The organism is Streptomyces sp. NPDC050315 (assembly GCF_040655775.1).
GTDB lineage: Bacteria > Actinomycetota > Actinomycetes > Streptomycetales > Streptomycetaceae > Streptomyces.
On record NZ_JBFAKN010000008.1, the window covers coordinates 40,904 to 54,508 of the forward strand.

Annotated in this window: 10 protein-coding genes and 1 pseudogene; 5 read left to right on the top strand and 6 right to left on the bottom strand. The window is 72.9% G+C overall.

The window, feature by feature from the left end; all coding sequences use genetic code 11:
• Positions 1 to 7 precede the first annotated feature (7 nt).
• Positions 8 to 2,557 carry a malto-oligosyltrehalose synthase gene (treY, locus tag AB0I82_RS27615; protein WP_363260063.1) on the bottom strand — a complete coding sequence of 850 codons (2,550 nt, stop codon included), beginning with the start codon at positions 2,555 to 2,557 and terminating at the stop codon, positions 8 to 10.
• Between the two features lie 120 nt (positions 2,558 to 2,677).
• Here treY and AB0I82_RS27620 point away from each other — a divergent pair, with 120 nt between their 5' ends.
• A complete protein-coding gene (locus AB0I82_RS27620) occupies positions 2,678 to 4,030 on the top strand; it encodes an MFS transporter (protein ID WP_363260065.1) in 1,353 nt (450 codons plus the stop codon).
• Here AB0I82_RS27620 and glgX read toward each other — a convergent pair.
• The gene (gene glgX, locus AB0I82_RS27625) at positions 3,984 to 6,113 is read right to left on the bottom strand and encodes a glycogen debranching protein GlgX (RefSeq protein ID WP_363260066.1); all 2,130 of its coding nucleotides are present in this window, start codon (positions 6,111 to 6,113) and stop codon (positions 3,984 to 3,986) included. The genes AB0I82_RS27620 and glgX overlap by 47 nt on opposite strands.
• Before the next feature lie 517 nt (positions 6,114 to 6,630).
• Here glgX and AB0I82_RS27630 point away from each other — a divergent pair.
• Complete coding sequence (locus tag AB0I82_RS27630) at positions 6,631 to 7,872, top strand: SAV2148 family HEPN domain-containing protein (RefSeq protein WP_363260067.1); 1,242 nt, start codon at positions 6,631 to 6,633, stop codon at positions 7,870 to 7,872.
• A gap of 45 nt (positions 7,873 to 7,917) precedes the next feature.
• Here the strand turns inward: AB0I82_RS27630 and AB0I82_RS27635 are convergent.
• A pseudogene (locus AB0I82_RS27635) lies at positions 7,918 to 8,055 on the bottom strand (SDR family oxidoreductase); the annotation flags it as partial.
• A 248-nt stretch (positions 8,056 to 8,303) separates the two neighbouring features.
• On the opposite strand from AB0I82_RS27635, the gene AB0I82_RS27640 reads away from it, so the two are divergent.
• Positions 8,304 to 9,014 (top strand): 3'-5' exonuclease, encoded by a 711-nt coding sequence (locus tag AB0I82_RS27640; protein WP_363260068.1) that lies wholly within the window; start codon positions 8,304 to 8,306, stop codon positions 9,012 to 9,014.
• 76 nt (positions 9,015 to 9,090) lie between these two features.
• Here AB0I82_RS27640 and AB0I82_RS27645 read toward each other — a convergent pair whose 3' ends face one another.
• From AB0I82_RS27645 to AB0I82_RS27655, 3 genes are all read right to left on the bottom strand, one after another.
• A complete protein-coding gene (locus AB0I82_RS27645; protein WP_363260069.1) occupies positions 9,091 to 9,438 on the bottom strand; it encodes a VOC family protein in 348 nt (115 codons plus the stop codon).
• 69 nt (positions 9,439 to 9,507) lie between these two features.
• The gene (locus tag AB0I82_RS27650) at positions 9,508 to 10,404 is read right to left on the bottom strand and encodes a class I SAM-dependent methyltransferase (RefSeq protein ID WP_363260070.1); all 897 of its coding nucleotides are present in this window, start codon (positions 10,402 to 10,404) and stop codon (positions 9,508 to 9,510) included.
• Positions 10,405 to 10,613: 209 nt separating this feature from the next.
• Complete coding sequence (locus AB0I82_RS27655) at positions 10,614 to 11,528, bottom strand: aminoglycoside phosphotransferase family protein (RefSeq protein WP_363260071.1); 915 nt, start codon at positions 11,526 to 11,528, stop codon at positions 10,614 to 10,616.
• 302 nt (positions 11,529 to 11,830) lie between these two features.
• Here AB0I82_RS27655 and AB0I82_RS27660 point away from each other — a divergent pair, with 302 nt between their 5' ends.
• Together AB0I82_RS27660 and AB0I82_RS27665 are read left to right on the top strand one after the other, a co-directional pair.
• Positions 11,831 to 12,733 carry a sugar ABC transporter permease gene (locus tag AB0I82_RS27660; protein WP_363260363.1) on the top strand — a complete coding sequence of 301 codons (903 nt, stop codon included), beginning with the start codon at positions 11,831 to 11,833 and terminating at the stop codon, positions 12,731 to 12,733.
• Entirely contained in the window at positions 12,730 to 13,575 is an 846-nt protein-coding gene (locus AB0I82_RS27665) for a carbohydrate ABC transporter permease (protein WP_363260072.1), read from the top strand. The genes AB0I82_RS27660 and AB0I82_RS27665 overlap by 4 nt, the downstream gene beginning before the upstream one ends.
• The last annotated feature ends 30 nt before the right edge of the window (positions 13,576 to 13,605 follow it).

Genomic DNA, 13,605 nt, shown 5'->3' on the forward strand with positions numbered 1-13,605 from the left:
CGCTGACTTACGGAGCGCTGCGCACCAGAAGGGCCACCGGCCAACGGTCCAAGAGGTCGGCCAGCGGGACCGTGGGGCCTTCGAAGTCGCGGCCGGTGAGCAGGTCGCGCCAGGTCGCGGAGGCGCCGGGGAGCCGGAGGGCGGCCGCGTGCCAGCCGCCGGACTCGGCGAGGCGGAGCGAGAGCCGGGTGGCCACGGTCACCGCGCGGTCGGCGCGGGCGAAGGCCACGCAATGGCCGTCGGGGTCGCCGACGGCGTGCAGCGGCCGGTACGAGCCCTGCGGGCCGAACCACTCCGGGTGCGCCCGGCGCAGCCGCAGTGCTGCCGCGGTCAGCCGCAGCTTCTCGGCGGAGAGCCCCGGCGTGCCGTACGGGTCGCCGGCCGGGCCGCCGCTGCCCTCCCCGCCGCTGTCCACGTCGGCCAGGAACTCCGGTGAGAAGCGCGCGGGGGCGCGGTTGTCCGGGTCGACGAGCGCCAAGTACTCGTGCTCCGTGCCCTGGTAGAGGTCGGGGACGCCCGGCATCGTGAGGTGCAGCAGGGCGGCGCCGAGCACGTTGGCGCGGATGAAGGGGGCCAGCTCGTCGGCGAACGCCGCCAGTTCGGCGGCGGCCGCGGCACTGCAAGGGCCCGCCTTCAGGAACTCCGTGACCGACTCCTCGTACCACGTGTTCTGTTCGGTCCACGTGGTCTGCAGCCCGGCTTCCCGCACGGCCTTCAGAACAGCCGGTGCGAGCCGCTCGAAGGGGATGCCGTCGCCCATCGGCCCCGGGGCGACGGCTGCCCCGCAGGAGGGGACGTCCGCCGCGCCAGGAAGGGGCGCGGTGGTGCCGGCCAGTCCGAACGCCGTCTGCCAGGCCGTCCACGCCATCTGCGGATCGGGTTCGACGCCGTCCATCGTGCGCGCCGTGCGGGCGTTCAGCCGGGTCAGCACCTCGCGCCAGCCTTCGGGGCACTCGCTGACGGCGGCGAGGCGGGCCCGGACGTCGGCACTGCGCTTGGTGTCGTGGGTGGACAGTACCGTTCCGGATGCCGGCCAGGCGGCCTGCAGACGGGCGCAGAAGGCGTGGAACGCCGCCACGGTGACCGCGGGGTCACCGGGGTCGCCGCCGACCTCGCAGGCGGACAGCAGCGGCGTGTAGCGGTAGAACGCGCGGTCCTCCACCGACTTGGCGCGCAGCGCGGAGGCGGTCTGCGCGAAGCGGGCGGCGAAGTCGTCGTGGTCGGCGCTTTCGTCCCCGGAGCCGTCACGCAGGCGGCCCAGCGCGAGGTCGCGCACGAGCTCCACGGAGCGGGCCTCCTCGCGCACTTCGAAGGCGGCGGCCGCGCCCTCGGCGGCCGTCGCCAGCATCGTGGCGTCCCGTTCCGCGCACCACGGGTCGTGCGCGTACGGGCGGTACACCGGGAGCCGGACGAGCAGTTCGTGCAGGGCGCGGCGCAGGGCCCACGGGGCATGGTCGCCGTGGTGCGGCGCGCGCTCACTGATGCGCGCCGCCGTACGTGCCAATCGGTCGACCTCCGCCGACAGCTCGTGGGTGACGACTTCGTACGCGGCCTGCCGTACCGTTTCCTCCCAGTCGCCGCCACGGTCGGCCAGCGGTGCGACGGCGTCGCGGTAGACCCCGAAGAGCCGGTCGGCGCCCTCCGGGCACACGAAGAGCCCGTCGATGTGGCGCAGCGCGTCGTAGCCCGTGGTGCCCGCGCAGGCCCAGCTCTCCGGAAGCCGTTCGTCGCCGGTGAGGATCTTCTCGACCACCGTCCAGCGCCCGCCCGTGGCCTGCCGCAGCCGCGCCAGATAGCCCGCGGGGTCCGTGAGCCCGTCCGGGTGGTCGATGCGCAGCCCGTCGATGACGCCGTCCTCGAGGAGCCGGAGCACCGTGGCGTGCGTCGCGCGGAAGACCTCGGGGTCCTCGACGCGGACCGCGATCAGCTCGGAGATGGTGAAGAAGCGCCGGTAGTTCAGCTCGGTGCGGGCCAGCCGCCACCAGGAGAGCCGGTACCACTGCGCATCCAGGAGCTGCGGGAGCGGCAGCCGCTCCGTACCGGGGCGGATGGGGAACGCGTGTTCGTGATAGCGCAGCACGTCCCCCTCGACGCGCATATGGGGCAGCTCGTCGGCCAGCCGCCCGCCCAGTACGGGCATCAGCAGCCGCCCGCCGTGCCCGCCCTCCCAGTCGATGTCGAACCAGCGGGCGTAGGGGGAGGCGGGCCCCTCCCGCAGAACGGACCACAGCGGCCCGTTCAAGGAGGCGGGGGCCGGCCGGGCCATGTGGTTGGGCACCAGGTCCACCACGAGCCGCAGGCCGTGCGCCGCGGCCGTCCGGGACAGCGCGCGCAGCCCTTCCTCACCGCCCAGCTCGGCGCGCACCACGGAGTGGTCCACCACGTCGTAGCCGTGCGCCGACCCGGGGACGGCGCCGAGCACGGGGGAGAGGTGCAGGTGCGAGACGCCCAGGGCCGCGAGGTACGGCACGGCCTTCTCGGCCGCGGCGAACGGGAAACCGGGCTGTAGCTGCAGCCGGTAGGTGGCGGTGGGCGGCGCGCTGAATTCGGGCGTCATGGGGACACACGTACCCGCACGGTGCCTTGTTGCTTCATCCGATCGGGCGGGGTGTGCCCCGGTTTTCGTTCGTACGTCCCGCCCATACGGGCCGCGGCCGCCGTCCGATAGCGTCGGGCGATGACCGCTGTACTGGCCACCTACCGCACCGTGCTCGCCACGACCGGCCCCGTACTGCCTGCCGTCTCCTTCCTCGGCCGGCTGCCCACCGCCATGTGCCAGCTCGGCAGCGTCCTGCTGGTCACCGAGACCAGCGGCAGCCTGGCGACGGCCGGCGTGGCCGGCGGCGCGCTGGCCGCCGGGCAGACCGTGGCGGGGCCGCTCATCGGCCGGCTCGCCGACCGGCACGGCCAGCGCCCGGTGGTCCTGGCGGCCTGCTGGGCCAACGCGCTCGCCGTCACCGCACTCGTACTCGCCGCGCTGGCCCACATGGCGACGCTCCCGCTGGCCCTCCTCGGGCTGCTCGCCGGGCTGACCGTGCCCCAGGTGGGGCCGCTCGCCCGTAGCCGGCTGGTCGCCCTCGTACGGCGGTCCGGAGGCGACGAGCGCACGGTGAACGCCGCGCTCTCCTGGGAGGGCACGCTGGACGAGGTGTCCTTCGTGCTGGGCCCGGCGCTGGTGGGCGTGGCCGCGGCGGTCGCGCACCCGGCCGTCGCGCTGGCCCTCGCGGCGCTGCTTCTCGCGACGTGCGGCTCGGCGTTCGCGATGCACCGGACGGCGCGGGTGACGGCGCCGACGGGAAGCGGGCCGGACGCGCGTACCGCCGGTGCGGCTCCCGGCCCGCTGCGGCGGCGACACGCCGAAGCGCGAGAACGCCGCAGGACGGCCCGGCGCGACCGCCCCCGCATCCCGGCGGCCGCGCACGCCCTGCGGGTCTCCATGGCCCTGCAGGGCGCCATGTTCGGCGCCTCGCAGGCCGGCATCACCGCGCTCACCGAGCGGCTCGGCGCGCCCGGCCAGGCCGGCCTGGTCTACGCGGCGATGGGCGTGATGAGCGCCGTGGCCGGGCTGTCGCTCGTCCTCGTACCGGCCCGGATCGGCCTGCCGGCCCGCTGGCGGGCCGCCGCGGTGGGCCTGACCGTGCTCTCCGTACCGCTGCTGTTCGTCGGCTCCCTGGGCGCGCTGTACGCGGTGGTCGTGGTGCTCGGCGTGGCCTTCGCGCCGCACCTCATCACGATCTTCGCGCTCACCGAACGGCTGGTGCCCGCCCGCCGCATGGCCGAGTCGATGGCCTTTCTGACCAGCTCGATCGTCGGCGGGCAGGCGCTCGCGCTGGCCCTCTCGGGGCGGCTGGCCGAGTCGTACGGCCCGGCCGCCGCCTTCGCCGTCGCGGTCGCCGCCGCCGTCCTCGTCCTGTGCATGGCGCTGACCGTCCGGTTCCGCACGCGGCCGGGAAGCCCGGAAAGCACGGACGCACCGCTGCCCGTCAGGCCGGCCGCTGAAGCACCATCAGGCTCCGCGCCACCAGGGTGAGCGTGTCGCCGGCCCGCACCTTCGGGCCGCCCTCGGCGACCTTCTCCGGGCGCGCGGTGTCCACCACGGCCTGCCACTGCCGCCCGTGGTCCATCGGCACGGTGAACTCCTTCTCCTCGCCGTGCGCGTTGAACAGCAGCAGGAACGAGTCGTCGGAGATCCGCTCCCCGCGCTTGCCCGGCTCGGAGATCGCGCTCCCGTTGAGGAACACCGTCAGCGACTTGGCGTGCGCGGCCTGCCAGTCCCGCTGCCGCATCTCCTCGCCCTCGGCCGTGAACCACGAGATGTCCGAGAGCTCGTCGTGCGTGCCCTCCATGGGGCGGCCGTGGAAGAAGCGGCGCCGCCGGAACACCGGGTGGTCGCGCCGCAGCCACACCATCTTGCGCACGAATTCCAGCAGTTCCAGCGCCTCCTGGTCCTGCCCGTCCTCGCCCTCCTTGGGCCAGCGCACCCATGCCAGCTCGTTGTCCTGGCAGTAGGCGTTGTTGTTGCCCTGCTGGGTGCGCCCGAACTCGTCACCGTGGCTGAGCATCGGCACGCCCTGCGAGAGCATCAGGGTGGCGATGAAGTTGCGGATCTGCCGGCCCCGCAGCTCCAGCACCTCCGGGTCGTCCGTCTCGCCCTCGGCGCCGCAGTTCCAGGAGCGGTTGAAGCTCTCGCCGTCCCGGTTGTCCTCGCCGTTGGCCTCGTTGTGCTTCTCGTTGTACGAGACCAGGTCGTGCAGCGTGAAGCCGTCGTGGCAGGTCACGAAGTTGACGGAGGCGAGCGGCCGGCGCCCGTCGCCCTGGTACAGGTCGGACGAACCGGTCAGCCGGGACCCGAACTCCGCGAGCGTACGGGGCTCGCCGCGCCACAGGTCGCGCACGGTGTCGCGGTACTTGCCGTTCCACTCGGTCCACAGCGGCGGGAAGTTGCCCACCTGATAGCCGCCCTCGCCGACGTCCCAGGGCTCGGCGATCAGCTTCACCTGGCTGACCACCGGGTCCTGCTGCACCAGGTCGAAGAAGGACGACAGCCGGTCCACCTCGTGGAACTGCCGGGCCAGGGTGGCCGCGAGGTCGAAGCGGAAGCCGTCCACCCGCATCTCGGTCACCCAGTAGCGCAGCGAGTCCATGATCAACTGGAGCACGTGCGGGCTGCGCATCAGGAGGCTGTTGCCCGTGCCCGTGGTGTCCATGTAGTACCGCGGGTCGTCGGTCAGCCGGTAGTACGAGACGTTGTCCAGCCCCCTGAAGGACAGCGTCGGCCCCATGTGGTTGCCCTCGGCGGTGTGGTTGTAGACCACGTCGAGGATGACCTCGATGCCCGCCTGGTGCAGCGCGCGCACCGCCGACTTGAACTCCAGCACCTGCTGGCCGCGGTCGCCCCAGGAGGCGTACGCGTTGTGCGGCGCAAAGAAGCCGATCGTGTTGTAGCCCCAGTAGTTCGCCAGGCCCTCGTCCGACAGTCGGTGGTCGTTGACGAACTGGTGTACGGGCATCAGCTCCAGTGCCGTGACCCCGAGGTCCCGTAGGTGGTCGATGATCACGGGGTGCGCCAGCGCCGCATACGTACCGCGCAGCTCCTGCGGCAGCTCCGGGTGGCGCATCGTCAAGCCCTTGACGTGCGCCTCGTACATCACCGTCTCGTGGTAGTCCGTACGCGGTGGCCGGTCGTCGCCCCAGTCGAAGTACGGATTGACGACGACCGACGCCATCGTGTGCGGCGCCGAGTCCAGGTCATTGCGGCTCTCCGGCTTGCCGAAGTGGTAGCCGTAGACCGCCTCGTCCCAGTCGATGGTGCCGCTGACCGCCCGGGCGTACGGGTCGAGCAGCAATTTCGCCGAATTGCAGCGCAGACCCTTGGCCGGCTCGTACGGGCCGTGCGCCCGGAAGCCGTACCGCTGCCCCGGCATGATGCCGGGCAGATACGCGTGACGGACGAACGCGTCGGACTCGCGGAGCTCGACCGCCGTTTCCGAACCGTCGTCGTGCAGCAGACACAGCTCGATACGTTGTGCCGCCTCGGAGAACACCGCGAAATTGGTGCCCGCACCGTCGTACGTGGCACCTAGCGGATACGCCTGTCCCGGCCAGACCTGCATGCGTCGACTCTTCCACTTCCTAGAGGGGCGCCGCGACGGACTGACGACCGCGGACCAAACCGGAATTCTTCCCCGATGAGCGACGAACAGTGGGATGTTCGCGAGATCTTCGCCGAAAGGCAGGCAACCTGCCGCGAAACAGGGTCCTCCGACCGGGGGAACGGTCAGGTGTCCGACCGCAGATCACCATGTATGGCGACATGATGTGCAGTAAGGGGCCTCATGGGCGTGTCGCGACTCCTGAGCAATCACTTTCAGCCTCGTTCCCGAGTGCCTCCAGAGCCGGCGGAGACCCCTGACGAGGGGCGTGACGAGGGGAGAGTGCGCCGGGACTCCCGGGCGGTTCCCGGCGAGCCCGCTATGACTCCGCTCACGCCCGCCTCCCGTTTCCGGACACAACGGGCACAGCGAATAAGGGGAGTTGGTGGAAGAGTCGGCGCATCGGGCTGCACCCCCTCCCGCACCCGCAGTAGGGTGCCTTGATCGTTGGCACGGGGGTTCGGAAGGCGGTGTACAGGTGAGCTCGGGCGGGTTGGAGTTGCCTCCTGGTGACGATGGTCATGAGGGCGGCGGCTCCATCGACGCACCGCCCGGTGCGGTGTCCCTCGCACGTCCCATGGAGATCGGGGCGGAACTGGAGTGGGACGCCGATGCCTGGAGCGAGGTCCGCACCCGCGCCAGACGCGCCGGGCGTGCGTACATCTGGCTGAATCTGGTCGAACAACGGCTGCGCGCCGTTGTCGCGGCCGTGCTGCGCCCCATCTACGAGCCGGTGCACGGCGACGAATGGGTGGTCGCGGCCGCCGGGCCCGCCGGACAGGAGTGGGTGCACCGCGCGGTCGCCGTACGGGAGGTCAGCCGCCGCAAGGGGTACCTCCTGGACCCCGCCGACGACAACATCCTCAGCTTCCTCACCCTCCCGCAGCTGCGCGAGCTGATGGTCCAGCACTGGCCCTGTTTCGAGCCGTACTTCGATGACCGGCGCGACGTCGAGCTGGGCCTGGACGAGCTGGAGGTGGCCCGCAACATCGTCTCCCGCAACCGCGCGCTCTCCGAGACGGTGCTCGCCCAGGCCGAACGCGCCTCCGCGCGCCTCCTGGAGATACTGGGCTCCGGCATCGGCACCCGTACGGCCGGGCGGCTGCCCATCGACGCGGTCGAGGACCTGGTCGGCGACCGCTACGCCGACGTCGTCGGCGTCCACTCCGACCGGGTGCGGCTGCAGCGCCAGCTGCCCGCCGAGGACCTCTTCGGGGGCGCGCGGCGGCTCGACGCGGTCGGGATAGGGCTGAACCTCCTCGTGCAGAACTACTCGGGCCGCCGGCTGGTCCGGCTCGCCGAGTCCGGCTGCCGAGTACGGCTGCTCTTCCTCAACCCGGCCAGCAGCGCGGTGCGCCGCCGCGAGCGGGAGCTGGGCCTGAAGAAGGGCGAGATGAGCCGCTCCATCGAGAGCAACATCATGCACATGCGGCGGGTGCGGGCCCGGCTGCGCGATCCGGGCGCCTTCGAGATTCAGGTCTTCGACGAGACGCCGCGCTTCACGGCGTACCTCGTGGACGGCGACGGCCCGGACGGCCTGGCCGTCGTCCAGTCCTACCTGCGCAGGAGCCGGGGCATGGAGGTGCCCGTCCTGGTGCTGCGCGGCGGCGGCCGGGAGGTCGTACGCCACGAGGACGGCCGGGAGAGCGATCACGGGCTCTTCGAGGTGTACCGCGAGGAATTCGAGAGCGTGTGGGCGGACGCGCGGCCGGTGTCGTGAGCCGGGGCGCGGGGGCGGCGGTGCCGGGGCTCCGCGGCCGTCGGCTCAGGGCGTGCCCGTGATGCCGCCGTCGACGCGCAGCTCGATGCCGTTGACGTAGTCGGCCAGGGGGCTCGCGAGGTACAGCACCGCGCCTGCGATGTCCTCCGCGCGCCCCAGCCGGCCGACGGGATTGGGCGCGTACCGGGCTGCTGCTCCCGGTCACCAGCGCCGCCCGCCCGGCCAGTTGAAGATCCATGCCGGCCAGCCTACGGACGCGGGCGCGGGGCGGGGCGAGAGCCGGGGCGGGGCGGGAGCCGGGGGCGTTGTCAGTGGTGCGTGGGAGAGTAAAGGCACACGAGATCGCGGAGGGTGGACCGGCCGATCGGGCGGGTCGCCGCACCGGCCGCGGTCGCGTGCGACACGGGGGACGCACCACTGAAGGAGGCCGCATGAGCTGGCACAAGGAACCGCTGGTCGGCTTCGACCTGGAGACCACGGGCACCGACATCGAGACCGACCGGGTCGTCACCGCGGCCGTCATCCGGCTCGACGCGGCGGGGCGGGCGGCCCCGGCGCAGAGCTGGGTCCTCGACCCCGGCGTGCCGATACCGCCCGAAGCGGCGGCCATCCACGGCTTTTCGACCGACGTCGTGCGGCTGCGCGGCCGTCCGGCGGCGGAGGGCCTGGCGGAGATCACGGACGCGCTCGAAGAGGCGCTGCGCGCGGGGACACCGCTGGTGGTGATGAATGCGCGGTACGACCTTTCGCTGCTGGACCGTGAGTGCCGCCGGCACGGCATACCGCCGCTGTCCGACCGGCTCGGCGTGGATCCGGCCCCGGTCGTCGATCCGCTCGTCCTCGACAAGCACCTCGATACGTACCGGAAGGGCAAGCGCACGCTCCAGGCGCTGTGCGCGCACTACGGGGTGGCGCTGGACGCGGCGCACGAAGCGGGTGCGGACGCGGTGGCCGCCGTCGAAGTGGCCCGCCGGATAGGTGCGAAGCACCCGGAGGTGGCCGGCCTGACGTTGCCCGCCCTGCATGCCCTGCAGCGCAAGGCGGCCGCCGACCAGGCCGCCTCCTTCCAGCGGTACTTGCGCCGTACGGCCGACCCGGCGGCCCATGTGGAGCCGGCCTGGCCGCTGATACCGCACGGGTGACCGTGCGGGGGCGCCGGGACGCCGGGGGGGCTGAGGGCGCTGGGGTGTCGGGGCCGGGGGTGCCGGGGGAGTGGCGTCAGCGGTGCGTCAGTACGTTGACCACCCGGCCGTTGGGGTCGCGGACGAAGAAGCGCCGTACGCCCCACTCCTCGTCCTGCAGGGGATGGACGATCTCGGCGCCGCTCTCCCGCATGGCTGCGTAGGCCGCGTCCACGTCGTCCACCTCCACGCTCAGGTCGGGGGTGACCGGTGCCGTCCGGTCGCCGGTCATGACGCTGATCTGTGCGGTCGGGGTGGACGGGGAGGCGAGCGTGGTGATCCAGCCGAGGTTCATGCCCTCCTCGAAGCCCAGGAGGCCGTAGAAATCCCGGCTCTCCTGCGCGGCCTCCGACTGGATGATGGGCATGACACGACGAACTGCCATGGGGGCTCCAAGTGTGCGGACGGATGTGAGGACGGAGACGGATGTGAGGACGGAAAGGAGGAGAGCACTCTATGGCTGCGGGGCGTGCGTGACCGGGATGAGGGTGAGGTAGGCGATGCCGAGGAGGTCGCGGTAGCCGGACAGCCAGGAGGCGCGGTGGGCGTCGGCCCGTTCGCGGGTCTCGGGGGTGAGCGGGTGGTCGGGGTGGGCGGCCAGCCATTCCTCCACGTCGCAGCGGTAGCCGGACTCGAACGCCTCCCACTCGTCGCCGTTCGCCGTCTCCACCCAGGCCGGGCGGAAGCCCTCCTCGACGGCGAGGTCGACGAGTCCGGCCAGGCTCAGGTGCTCCTCGGCGGTGGCGCCGGGCCACATCCGGGTCAGCTCGGCCGCGGTCGGCGGGCGCTGCCAGAAGCCTTCGCCGTACAGCACGCGGCCGCCGGGGGTGACGAGGCGGCGCAGTTCGCGCAGTACGGTGCGGACGTTGTGCGGTGACTCGGGGGCGCTCACGGCGTGCCCGGAGCCCAGGCAGAGTACGAGGTCGGCGGGGCCGCGGGTGGTCCTGTGCCCGGCCTCCTCGGCGAACTCCACGCGGCCGGCGAGTCCGCGGGCCGCGGCGTTGGCCCGGCCCCTGGCCAGGTCGTCGGCGTTGAGGTCGATGCCGAGCCCGGTGGCGCCGGGCGTCGCGTCGAGCACCCGCAGCATGAACTCGCCCCAGCCGCAGCCGAGGTCGAGCACGGTGGCCGGGCACGCGGCGGCGAGCCGCCGCACCATCCGCCCCGCCCGCTCCTCGGACAGCGGCCCGTGGAAAGCGAGCCGGGTCAGCCGCGGTGGCCCGTCACCATCACGGCCGGGGTCGGTGCCGGGGCCGGCGGTGGACGGGGCGGCGCTCGTGGCGGTCACGGCGTCCGGGCTGCGGCTCGGTGCGGGCGCGTCCCCGGAAGGTGCGGGAGGTGTGGTGTCGGGCATGGGCCGGGACGTTAGCCGCGGGACGCGACGAGCGGTACCGAATAATGCGGCGGCCGCGCGGGGCAGCCGGGTCGGCCCGGCTGCGCGATCGCCCGGGGTGCCCGATCGGCTCGGCAGGAGGGTGGGCTCGGCTGCTCGACCGCCCGGCTGCCCGATCGCCCGGGTGCCCGATCGTCCGGGTGCCCGATCGCCCGGGTTCCGATCGGTCGTCAGAACGGATACCAGCGCACTGCCGCGTCTCCCTCCCTCAAGGAGGCGATTCGGCGGTGGAATTCCTTCAGGGCTGCGGGGTTGCCCGGGGCGTGTTGGGAGACCCAGGCGCAGCTGGCGGTTTCGCGGGAGCCGCGGAGGACGGCGCAGCCCTCCCAGTCCCGCACGTCCCAGCCGTAGGCCCGTACGAAGGTGTCGTACGCGTCGGCGCCCAGGCCGTACCGGTCGCGGCTGAGCGCCATGACCACCAGGTCGTGCTCGCGCAGGTCGCGCGAGAAGGTCTCCAGGTCGACCAGGACCGGGCCGTCCGGGCCGACATGGACGTTGCGCGGGATGGCGTCGCCGTGGATGGGGCCGCGCGGCAGGTGCGGCTCCAGGGCCGAGGCCGCGGCGGCGAACGCGTCCCGGCGGCCGCGCAGATACTCCGCGTCCTCCCGGGACACCGCGTCCCCCGCCAGCCGCAGCCAGCGCTCCACGCCGCCCAGCAGCTCCCGCCGGGGCAGCGCGAACGGCGGCTCGGGCAGTGCGTGCACCCGTCGGAGCAGCTCGGCGAGGTCGGCGGGCCCGGCGGGCCGTATCGCCTCGGGCAGCCGCTCCCAGAGCGTGACGGGATGGCCGTCCACCAGCCGGGCCGTCGGCTCCGCCGCGCGCACCGCCGGTACGCCCGTCTCCGCCAGCCAGCCGGCCACCCGCAGCTCCCGCTCGGCCCGCTCCAGCAGCTCGGCGCTGCGGCCCACGCGGATCACGGGGCCGGCGTCGTCCAGCGCGAAGACGGCGTTCTCGCCGAGGGAGAGGAGCTTGGCGTCCGCCGCGGCGTCCGGTCGTCCGGCCGCGGCCAGGACGTCCCGTGCGCGCGCCTCCGTGAAGGGCGTGCCCGTCGCGGCATCCGCCCCGCCACCACTCGCCTCGGTCATCGTGCTGCCTCCTGCGCTCCGTGAGCACTCCGGGTGCGGTGTCGCTGTCACCCCCGGGTGTTCCGATCACCCACAGTCTCTCAGGCGGGTCTGACAACCGGCCCCCACGGCTGCCCCACGGCTGCCCCGCGGCCCCCCAGCGCCCTCTCGCCGCCGTACCTGTTGACGTCACCGCCCGCTGTCACGACGATGACGAGGGCTGTTCGCGCGTACGGGCGCGCGCGGCCGTTCCGTGCCGGATGTACCGGATCAGCCGGGGACATCGGACCGAGCCGCGCCAAGGAGTCCCTGTCGTGACCCTCATGACCGCGGCGAAGCGGTCGTCCGGACCGCGTCGTGATCACGGCGTGTGGTTCCTCGTGCTGCCCGCGCTGATACCGATCCTCGTGCTGAGCGTCGGCCCGCTGCTGTACGGGGTGGCGCTGGCCTTCACGGACGCGCAGTCGGGCCGGACTGAACCCACTCAGTGGGTGGGGCTGCTCAACTTCAGCGATCTGCTTCAGGACACGCTCTTCTGGGACTCCTTCCGTATCGGGCTGGTCTGGGCGCTGGGCGTCACCGTCCCGCAGTTCTTCCTGGCGCTCGGCCTCGCGCTGCTGCTCAATGAGAAGCTGCGGCTGCGCTGGCTGGCCCGGGCGCTGGCCATCGTGCCGTGGGCGATGCCCGAGGTCGTGGTCGGCATCATGTGGCGGCTCGTGTACCACCCGGACGCGGGCGTGCTCAACGAGACGCTGCGCAGCTTCGGGCTCGGCGAGGGCCGCGACTGGCTGAGCGGGCTGGCGACCGCGCTGCCCGCCGTCATCGTCGTCGGCATCTGGTCGGGCCTGCCGCAGACCACCGTGCCGCTGCTGGCCGGCCTGCAGAACGTGCCGCGCGAGCTGCACGAGGCGGCGGCCATGGACGGCGCGGGCGCCTGGCGGCGGTTCCGTACGGTCACCTGGCCCGCGCTGCGCCCGGTGGCGCTGGCGATCAGCGCCCTCAACTTCATCTGGAACTTCAATTCGTTCGCGTTGGTGTTTGTGCTGACGGATGGCGGTCCCGGTGGGCGCACCCGGTTGCCGATGCTCTTCGCGTATGAGGAGGCGTTCCGGTACGGGCAGTTCGGCTATGCGGCGGCGATGGGGCTCGCGATGGTGGCCGTCGTCGCGATCCTGCTGGCCGTGTACCTCGCGGGCCGCCTGCGGGCCGGGGAGGACGAGCGATGAGCACTCGCCGCGGGCGTGCGGCCGCCACCCGGGCCGGACAGTACCTCGCCCTCCTGTGCTACCTGCTGTTCCTGCTGGTGCCGTTCCTGTGGCTGGTGTCCACCGCCTTCAAACCCCCGCGTGAACTGGGCAGCATCGACCCGACCTGGGTGCCGCACGACCCGACGCTCGCCAACTTCCGTGCCGCGTTCGACGAGCAGCCGCTGCTGAGCTCGGCCGCGAACAGCCTGCTCGCGGCGGCCGGGGCCGCGCTGCTGGCCGTAGTGGTGGCCACCCCGATGGCATACGTGCTCGCGCGCTTCCGTACGCGGCTGGCGCGGGCCGCGACCGGGTGGGTGGTGGTCAGCCAGGCGTTCCCCCTGGTGCTGGTGATCATCCCGCTGTTCCTGCTGCTGAAGGCGCTGCGCCTGGTGGACTCGCTCGGCGGGCTCACCCTCGTGTACGTCGTCTGGTCGCTGCCGTTCGCGCTGTGGATGCTCACCGGGTACGTACGGGCCGTGCCGGCCGAGCTGGAGGAGGCGGCGGCCGTGGACGGCGCGGGCCGGGTCCGCACGCTGGTCTCCGTGACCGCGCCGCTGCTCGCGCCCGGGATCGTCGCCACCGGGCTGTTCGCCTTCATCACCGCCTGGAACGAGTTCTTCTTCGCGCTCGTCCTGCTCAAGTCGCCGGAGAAACAGACGATGCCGGTCGTGCTCACGCACTTCCTCGGTGCGGAGGGCGCCGCCGATCTCGGCCCGCTCGCCGCCGCCGCGCTGCTCGCCACCGTGCCGAGCCTGCTCGTCTTCGCCGTCATCCAGCGCCGTATTACGGGCGGGATGCTGACCGGGGCGGTGAAGAACTGATGCCCGAGCCCGCCCACGGGCCGATGCCCG